Here is an 8,237-nt window from a genome sequence, read left to right on the forward strand (position 1 = left end):
AGAGAACATTTGAAGACCATCGCCATTATCGGAGCTGGAGTATCGGGCCTTGCTGCCGCGACCGCGCTACAACGCGCAAAGGAAGCCGGCGCCGACCTGGAGTTCACGCTATACGAGCGCAGCGAACGGCTTGGTGGGGTGATGGTTACCGAGCAACTCGATGGCTGCCTCATCGAGGCCGGTCCAGATTCATTTCTTTCCGAGAAAACTTACGGCACGGATTTCTGCAAGCTCTTCGGACTTGGTGACCAGATCATCGGCTCCAACGACGACGAACGTATCACCTACATCGTGGTAAAGAACCGGCTCATCGCGATGCCAGACGGCCTGATGTTCATGGTTCCCACCAAGATTCTGCCGACTGTCACCACACCCCTGTTTACCTGGGGAACCAAGATCAAGATGGGCTTGGAGTTCTTCTCGAAGCCTCCGGTCAAGAATGGCGATGAGACTGTCGGCGATCTCGTGCGACGTCATTACGGACAGGAGGTTGTTGAGCGGCTTGCCGATCCGCTGCTCTCCGGTGTGTACGGCGGTGATGCCGACAGCCTAAGCGTTCAGGCTGTGCTGCCGCGCTTCGCCGACATGGAAAGCAAGTACGGGAGCCTGAGCAAAGGCATGCTCGTAGCGCGCAAGAAAATGGCGGAGATGACGAAGAAGATGGGGCCAAACTACAGGCCGCGGCCTCTGTTCTCTTCCCTCCACAACGGCATGCAGCAGTTAATCGATGCCGTGGTGAAATTTCTCCCTGCGGATCGCATTCGAACCGGGGTCGCTGTCGATTCCCTCCAGCGCGAAGGGAATCTGTGGCGAGTGGCAATCAACGGGGAGCGACGATTCTTTGACGGTGTGGTGATCGCAACTCCGGCCCACGCCGCTGGAAGGCTGTTGCGGCCGCTAAGTTATGCGCTCGCTTCTGAACTCGAATCCGTTTCCTACAGCTCTTCGGTAACTGTCGCTGCCACCTACAACCGCAGTGATCTTGCGAAGATGCCTCCCGGCTTTGGATTTCTTGTACCGAAGTCGGAGCGCCGCCGCATACGTGCGCTTACCTTCGTTCACAACAAGTTTCCTCACCGCGCACCGGCCGATAGGGGCATCGTTCGAGTGTTTCTCGGAGGCTTGAGCGACGAAGGCGTGCTTTCGCTCAGTGACGACGAAATCCTCGGCACGGTCCGCCGTGAGTTGCGCGAGATGATAAAGCTCGAAGCCGAGCCCCGAACCGAGCGTGTTTATCGGTGGAACAAGTCGATGGCACAGTATGGGCCGGGACATCTCGATCGCGTGAAGCGGATCCGCGAAGCTGTCGCCGCGGCACCAGGTCTTGCTCTGGCGGGAAATGCTTATCAAGGCATCGGCGTGCCGGACTGCATTGCTTCTGGCCTGATCGCCGCCAACTCCCTGCTCGACCAGTTTTCCATTCCAAGACCGGAACTCGGCATCAACTTGCAGCCGGTCGCGACGCGCTAGTCTGCGCCGGCAGTTGCGGGTACCAATTCCTCAACCGGCTTCGGTTTTTGCGCGGGCTTGATCTTGATCGCCGACGACCATTTCTGAGACGGCGATTCCACCCAGCGGTATAACAACTGGGCAGCGGAGAGAGATGCTGCGATGGCCGCGACGTCAAGCGCCAGTAGGTACGATCCCGAATACGGCAGGTGGGACCCGAACTCGATCACCCGCAATCCAATCGGGATGTGCAGCAGGTACAACGAATAGCTGATCTCGCCCAGCCAGTTGCCAATTCGATTTTCGAATGTGACAAAGGCAATCAGCAGGCCCGTCACGGCTGAAGTCGAAGCGACCGGCATACCGATGGGCACCTTCATCAACGCGAACATGGCAGCAATCGAGATCAGCATGCGCCACATGCTGCTGATGCCCATCTTGTATTGGAAAACGAAGATACCGATGAGGAATACCGGCGAGATATGAAAAATGATGTACTCGTTCGGGACAAGTCGATGCCCGAGTAGAACGATCAGCGCACCGGCAATTTGCATCGAAGCGCGCCGGTGCGCAATCAACGGAAACACCAACCCAAGCAGCAGGTACCACTGCAACTCGATACCGAGCGTCCAGTAGACGACGTTGATCCACGGCTTACCGAGCAGGTCGTTCAGGTAGAAGAAGTGCGACAACAACTGCTGCCAGCTAAAGTCGGGTAGTTTCCAGGCAGGAAACAGCGCGAGCGTATAGCCGATCGCGAGCACCACCACCATAGAGACAAGGTAGGGCGGATGCAGGCGTGCAATTCGCTTCCCAAGAAACCGGAAATAGTCCCGGATTGAGTACCGGTATTGGTAAAGGCTATATGGGATGATGAAACCGGAAATGACGAAGAAGATGTGAACGCCCAGCCAGCCGTACTTGGCCGACCATCGCAGGAAGGTGTCCTGACCCGAGACAAAGTGGTACCAGCAGACGGCGAACGCAGCGAATCCGCGCAGCGCGCCCACGATACCTATCTTCAATTTGGGTCGTTCGAGCACCAATCAGAATAGCATCCTGCCGACCCCGCTCTTGTGCGCATCCTCACCGGCTTCCGGTTGACAGCTCATGGCTAAGTTCTTTAGAACTGCGGCAAGCCCGGAGACGAATCCCATGAAGCGAACCCTCGCGATGGTTCTGGCAGTAGTCGCCTTTGTATCCATTGTTACAGCCCAGCAGCGCACCAACACCCCTGCCATTACCTACATCCGGGCAGGCCGATTGTTTGACGCGACCGGCGATAAGTTGAGAACGAACGTGGTCATTATTTTGGAAGGCGACCGCATTCGGCAGGTTGCGCCAGCCAACGAGGTTCAGATCGCCCCGGGAGCTACGCTCGTGGATCTCTCCAATGCCACCGTCCTGCCTGGGCTCATCGATTGCCACACCCATCTCGGCTCTCGCGCCGACCATTACGCCGAGATCTACGACTTCAAGGACACACCTTTCGACAGCGCTTTCAACGGCGTCCTGAATACTCGCAAGACCCTGATGGCCGGGTTTACCACCGTTCGCGACCTCGGTTCCATCGCATTCCTCGGAGTTGACTTGCGAAACGCGGTCAACCGTGGCGACCTGATTGGACCTCGCATCGTCGCCTCCGGACCAGGTATCTCGATCACCGGAGGCCATGGAGACCTCAACAACTATGCGCCTCAGGTGGAGTACAAGTGGTTTCCCGAAGAGCGCGGCTTTGCCATCGCCGATGGTACCGATCAGATGCGCCACACCATTCGCGCGCAGGTGAAATACAACGTTGACCTTATCAAGGTCATATCGACCGGAGGCGTGCTCTCAAAGGGCGACGATCCCGGCGCGCCGCAGTACACCCTCGATGAGTTGAAGGCTGCCGCCGACGAGGCGCACATGGCCGGACGAAAGATTGCGTCGCATGCTCATGGCCCGGAAGGCATCAAGCGTGCCATTTTGGCCGGCGTCGATTCCGTTGAGCACGCGTCTCTCGTGGATGACGAGGGCATCAAGTTGGCGAAGGAACGTGGGACCTATTTTGTGATGGACATCTACAACGACGATTACCTGCTCGGGAAAGCGATTGAACTCGGCCTGCCCAGGGAGAACATCGAGAAGGAAAAGATTGTGGGCCGCCTCCAGCGGGAGAACTTCCAGAAAGCGTTCAAAGCCGGAGTGAAGATGGCTTTCGGTACGGATGCCGGCGTGTATCCACACGGCGATAACGCCCGGCAGTTCGCTTTCATGGTGCGTTTCGGTATGACTCCCGCCGAGGCGATCCGTGCCGCAACCTTCAACGCCGCCGACCTCCTCGGCCGGTCGAAAGACATCGGCACGATTGAAGCAGGAAAGCTGGCGGACCTCATCGCCGTAACCGGCGACCCGCTCCAGGATGTGCGCGTGCTCGAGAATGTCGGCTTCGTGATGAAAGGCGGCGTGATCTACAAGGATGTGGTGACGGGTAAAAACCTCGCCGTGGCGGCCGACTAGATCTTTTTGGCTTGTGGACCATCCGTTGGGAGCGCCAGCAAAAGACTGCCAATGCTTTGCTTCTTCACTGGATGGCGTACATCAGGAGCAATCTCCGCCAAAGGCTCCAGCACGAATCGGCGCTCGTGCATCGCCGGATGCGGAATGACAAGGTTCGGAATCTTCAATACTTCGTCACCGAACAAAAGAATATCGATATCGATGATCCGTGGGCCCTTCGGTTGTGTCCGTTCCCGTCCCATCTTTCGCTCAATGCCGAGCACAGCGGTGAGCAGGTCCCGCGGCATCTGGTTCGTTTTGAGTTCAACTGCGCAGTTCAGGAACCACGGTTGCTCGGTGAACTCCACCGGTTCGGTTTCATAAAAGGACGACACTTTCCTCACTTCGCCGAACTCCGAAAGACACCGAATCGCCTCGCGCAGGTTTCCCTCGCGATCTCCGATGTTCGATCCTAGTGATAGATAAGCCGTCTCACTCACACAGATATTTGAACATTCATCCGGAAGCTTAGCCACGAATCTCTTTGCGCAACCGTGAGCCTGCGGAAGCCATGTAGAATCGCGGCAGATGTCCACACCTGCGCCATCCGGCCTGATGCAGCGCGTACTTCGCGTGCTGCGACCCTCGCACCAGCACTCCGCATTTTCGGCCACATTGCTCCTCATGAGCACGGTGATGCTGTCGCGCATCATCGGCTACATCCGCGAAGCATACATCGCCTGGGCCTTCGGCGCGGGTCTTCAGACTGACGCTTACGTTGCGGCGTTTACGTTGCCGGATTTCCTGAACTACATCCTCGCTGGTGGGACGACCTCGATCACCTTCGTCGCGATTTACACACGCTACCTTGCCAATAACGACGAAGAAAGTGCCGACAAAACATTCTCAGTCATTGTCACCGTGATGTCTGCCGTACTAGTCGTGGGAATCGTGCTGGCGACCATATTTGCGCCACAGATCGTGCGCGTCATTTTTCCCGACTTCACGGCCGAACAAGCACAACTCTGTGTCCACCTCACGCGCATCCTGCTTCCGGCGCAGCTCTTCTTTTACGTTGGCGGTGTGATTTCGGCGGTACTTCAGTCGCACCGGATGTTCCTGTTCCCGTCGTTGAGCCCCATCATCTATAACGTCGGTATCATCCTTGGAGGAATCCTCCTCTCGCGCCAGTTCGGCATTGCCTCACTGGCAATCGGAGCCGTCGCTGGAGCCGTGCTGGGGCCATTTCTGATCAACGCGTTGGCGGCCCGCCGGACTTCCATCAAATTTGCCCTAAATTTCGACATCGGTGATCCCGGATTTCGTGAGTGGATACGAAAGACGATCCCACTGATGCTCGGTGTCTCGCTGGTCACGGCCGACGATTGGATTCTGCGCTACTTCGCCTCTGGCGGTGCAGGCGACATTACGCGACTGAACTATGCGAAACGGTTGTTCATGGTGCCGATGGCCGTGCTCGGGCAAGCTGCGGGAGCGGCTTCGCTTCCATTTTTCGCGCGGTTATTCAATGAGAAGCGTATTGAGGAGTTCTCGCGGTCGGTGAGCGACTCCGTGTATCGCATTTCGGCTGCCTCGTTCCTGATTTCTGCGTGGATGTTCGCGACGGCGCTGCCGGTCATCGACCTCGTCTACCGTCGCGGACGCTTCACCTTCGCCGACGCCCGCGAAACCGCCGTTTTCTTTCTTTGGTTCGGACTGTCACTGGCCTTCTGGTCAGCGCAGGCAATCTACTCGCGGGCATTCTATGCGGCAGGCGACACGCTCACACCCATGATCGCAACGTCCGTCATCACCGTCGCGGTCGTTCCGGTGTACTGGGCACTGTTTCACGGACTCGGAATCGTGGGCCTGGCCATTGCCTCCGATATTGGCATCCTCATGAACACCCTGGTGTTTGCCTTCATGCTGAGCCGGGCTGGAACAGTCCCGCTCAGCGCATTGCGCTGGAAGGAACTCGGCAAGGCATTGCTGACGGCGGTGATTGCCGGCGGACTCAGCTACCAGGTAGCCAATGTGATTCAACTCGACGGATCGCGGGTTCGTGACCTTGAGCGGCTGGCTCTCGCCACATTGACTTGGGGCGCAGCGGTAGCGGCAGGCCTTTGGATCACCCGCTCGGAACTGCCCATGGCCCTTCGGAGGCGAAAGACCGCTTAGGCTTTCCGGTGACGGAAGACTCGAGGGAAAAAAGAGCTACTTCACCATCCGCATCTTCGACCAGTCATAGGGAAACTTGCGGCCGCAGTCCAGGCACACCACGTAGTGGCTTGGCGCTGAATCGACTACGTCCCAATCACCGCTCGCTTTGGCGGTTTTCACCGACGAGGAGGCCGTGAAGGGTTGTGTAGTTCTGCGATGCCGGCAAGACAGGGAGAGAATACTAAGCAACTTCTGAACCATAGGGGACCTACAGACGGATGCATACGGGTGCCGCGAACGGCACCCGTGCTCCCGAACAAGAAAGACTCGTCCGCGTTACCGCGCGGCTGCGGTGGCTTCCGCCGTATCCTTCGCTTCGCCGTTGGGCTTGCGATCGGCCGATTGGCCGGGCTTGCGGATATCGATGCCGCCCTTGAAGAAGGCGCCATCTTCGATCGAGATACGCTGGGCAACGACATCGCCCGTCAGCGAGCCTTCCGTACGGATGTCCACGCGATCGCTCGCGGCCAGATTACCGCGAACCTTGCCGAGTACGACGATCTCACGAGCCGAAATATTGGCGTTCACCACGCCGTTGCGTCCGACGGTGACGCGGTTGCCGGAGAGGTTAATGGAACCTTCCACGCGGCCATCGATATAAAGCGATTCGGATCCGGTGACTTCGCCCTTGATCACAAGCGATTTGCCGATGGTGGCCTGATCGGCGGTGTTCAGGGTGGCGTTGCGGGGTGCGGTGACGGGCGTGGGTTCGTTCACGGTCGTCGGGGTTGGCGTCGGACGCTGCGGCTCCGGCGTGTGCTGGCTAGGTTGCTGCTGATTGGTGGGCTTCCACATTTACTTCTACATCCTTTCTTGCGGGGGATAGGTATTTTGTATCGCACACGAATGACCAAACATTTCCTCAGCCTCCGCGTAACCAGCGCGTTCGTGAGTCACTGAATCTAAAGGCGAGTTTCTGGATTGTCGTTGTGTCGCGATCTCGTGGCGATACCGGCGCCACGAAAACTTTCCTCAACCATGCAAATTGTGCTGGTCACGCTCAGTACGATATATCCGAAGAAGTACCTATACAAGCCAGCTTCATTCCCTAGTACTGTGGATAAGGTGAAATTCCGTCCAGGGCGTGTCATTTCCGCTGGCTCTCGTTCGACATACTGGTGAGGAGTTAAAACCTACATGTCGAAGATCAGTCCGTTTTTGTGGTTCAACAACGAGGCCGAGGAGGCCGCCCGCTTCTATACCTCCATTTTCAAGAACTCGAAGATCACAAAAATCAGCCGCTATGGCGACTCCGCCCCGATGCCGAAGGGGACCGTCATGGTGGTGGAGTTTGAAATGAACGGGCAGACGTTCATGGCGCTCAACGGCGGCCCGGTGTTCAAGTTCAACGAGTCGGTCTCGTTCGTCGTCCACTGCGAGAACCAGGAGGAGGTTGATTACTACTGGGAGAAGCTGACGCAGGGCGGCAAGGAAGTGCAGTGCGGCTGGCTCAAGGACAAGTACGGCCTTTCCTGGCAGGTGGTACCCACGGCTCTCGGGAGGCTGACGAGCAGCGGCGACGCCGCTCAGTCCAGCCGGGTGATGGCTGCCCTGATGAAGATGGTAAAGCTGGATATCGCCGCGCTCGAGGCGGCGGCGAAGGGCTAGCGCTAAGTACCGAACCGTTCAGCGGCGCGGGCCTTCGCCTTGGCGGCTTCTTCTTCCCGGTTGCGCGGCGGCGCCGAGGTTTGCAGCGTGAGCAGCAGGCGGGTGGCGATGGCGGAGATCTCTTCCACGGCGGCGTTGAACGGTTCTTCGTTCGATTTCGATGGCTTATTGAAGCCCGAGATCTTTCGCACGAACTGAAGCGAGGCGGCACGCACCTCGTCGTCGGTGACCGGCGGGTCGAAGTTGAACAGAATTTTGATGTTGCGGCACATCTCGGCTCACCCCTTTCAGCCTATTTTAGACTGCCGGCACATCTGCTCCTGCGTAGCTCGATTTGTGGGTCCCCCCACCCCCCTCCCGGATTTGAAAACAAACCACTTACACGACAGACTATGAAAACAAAGGACTTATAAGTTGCTGATTCTACAGCTACTTACAACATCAATTTGATAACAAAGGACTTAGCTGCGAGGCACAAG

The 8,237-nt window shown here is 57.6% G+C and carries 8 protein-coding genes; 4 read left to right on the forward strand and 4 right to left on the reverse strand.

The annotated features are described in order from the left end of the window. Positions 1-9: 9 nt before the first annotated feature. Positions 10-1,470 (forward strand): protoporphyrinogen oxidase, encoded by a 1,461-nt coding sequence (gene hemG, locus VN577_10270; GenBank protein HWR15205.1) that lies wholly within the window; start codon positions 10-12, stop codon positions 1,468-1,470. Here the strand turns inward: hemG and VN577_10275 are convergent. After that, positions 1,467-2,492: an acyltransferase gene (locus tag VN577_10275; protein HWR15206.1), complete on the reverse strand. Its 1,026-nt coding sequence runs from the start codon at positions 2,490-2,492 to the stop codon at positions 1,467-1,469. The genes hemG and VN577_10275 overlap by 4 nt on opposite strands. 112 nt (positions 2,493-2,604) lie before the next feature. Between VN577_10275 and VN577_10280 the strand changes: the two genes are divergently transcribed. Further along, entirely contained in the window at positions 2,605-3,951 is a 1,347-nt protein-coding gene (locus VN577_10280) for an amidohydrolase family protein (GenBank protein HWR15207.1), read from the forward strand. On the opposite strand, the gene folK is transcribed toward VN577_10280, so the two are convergent. Then, complete coding sequence (gene folK / locus VN577_10285; GenBank protein HWR15208.1) at positions 3,948-4,466, reverse strand: 2-amino-4-hydroxy-6-hydroxymethyldihydropteridine diphosphokinase; 519 nt, start codon at positions 4,464-4,466, stop codon at positions 3,948-3,950. The genes VN577_10280 and folK overlap by 4 nt on opposite strands. 52 nt (positions 4,467-4,518) lie before the next feature. Here folK and murJ point away from each other — a divergent pair, with 52 nt between their 5' ends. Continuing rightward, positions 4,519-6,108, forward strand: a complete 1,590-nt coding sequence (gene murJ, locus VN577_10290) for a murein biosynthesis integral membrane protein MurJ (GenBank protein ID HWR15209.1) — start codon at positions 4,519-4,521, stop codon at positions 6,106-6,108. A 318-nt stretch (positions 6,109-6,426) separates the two neighbouring features. Here murJ and VN577_10295 read toward each other — a convergent pair whose 3' ends face one another. Beyond that, positions 6,427-6,945: a polymer-forming cytoskeletal protein gene (locus VN577_10295; GenBank protein HWR15210.1), complete on the reverse strand. Its 519-nt coding sequence runs from the start codon at positions 6,943-6,945 to the stop codon at positions 6,427-6,429. Between the two features lie 342 nt (positions 6,946-7,287). Between VN577_10295 and VN577_10300 the strand changes: the two genes are divergently transcribed. Then, positions 7,288-7,758 carry a VOC family protein gene (locus tag VN577_10300; protein HWR15211.1) on the forward strand — a complete coding sequence of 157 codons (471 nt, stop codon included), beginning with the start codon at positions 7,288-7,290 and terminating at the stop codon, positions 7,756-7,758. A gap of 2 nt (positions 7,759-7,760) precedes the next feature. Here the strand turns inward: VN577_10300 and VN577_10305 are convergent, their stop codons facing one another. Next, entirely contained in the window at positions 7,761-8,030 is a 270-nt protein-coding gene (locus tag VN577_10305; GenBank protein HWR15212.1) for a DUF2277 domain-containing protein, read from the reverse strand. Between the last annotated feature and the right edge of the window lie 207 nt (positions 8,031-8,237).

It is taken from the genome of Terriglobales bacterium (assembly GCA_035561515.1).
Taxonomy (GTDB): domain Bacteria; phylum Acidobacteriota; class Terriglobia; order Terriglobales; family Acidobacteriaceae; genus DATMXP01.

What these genes read in the sequence shown, in the direction of transcription:
- VN577_10300 (HWR15211.1), top strand. Translation starts at nt 7,288, where the DNA reads ATGTCGAAGATCAGTCCGTTTTTGTGGTTCAACAACGAGGCCGAGGAG.
- VN577_10305 (HWR15212.1), bottom strand. Translation starts at nt 8,030, where the DNA reads ATGTGCCGCAACATCAAAATTCTGTTCAACTTCGACCCGCCGGTCACC.
- VN577_10295 (HWR15210.1), bottom strand. Translation starts at nt 6,945, where the DNA reads ATGTGGAAGCCCACCAATCAGCAGCAACCTAGCCAGCACACGCCGGAG.
- murJ (HWR15209.1), top strand. Translation starts at nt 4,519, where the DNA reads ATGTCCACACCTGCGCCATCCGGCCTGATGCAGCGCGTACTTCGCGTG.
- VN577_10280 (HWR15207.1), top strand. Translation starts at nt 2,605, where the DNA reads ATGAAGCGAACCCTCGCGATGGTTCTGGCAGTAGTCGCCTTTGTATCC.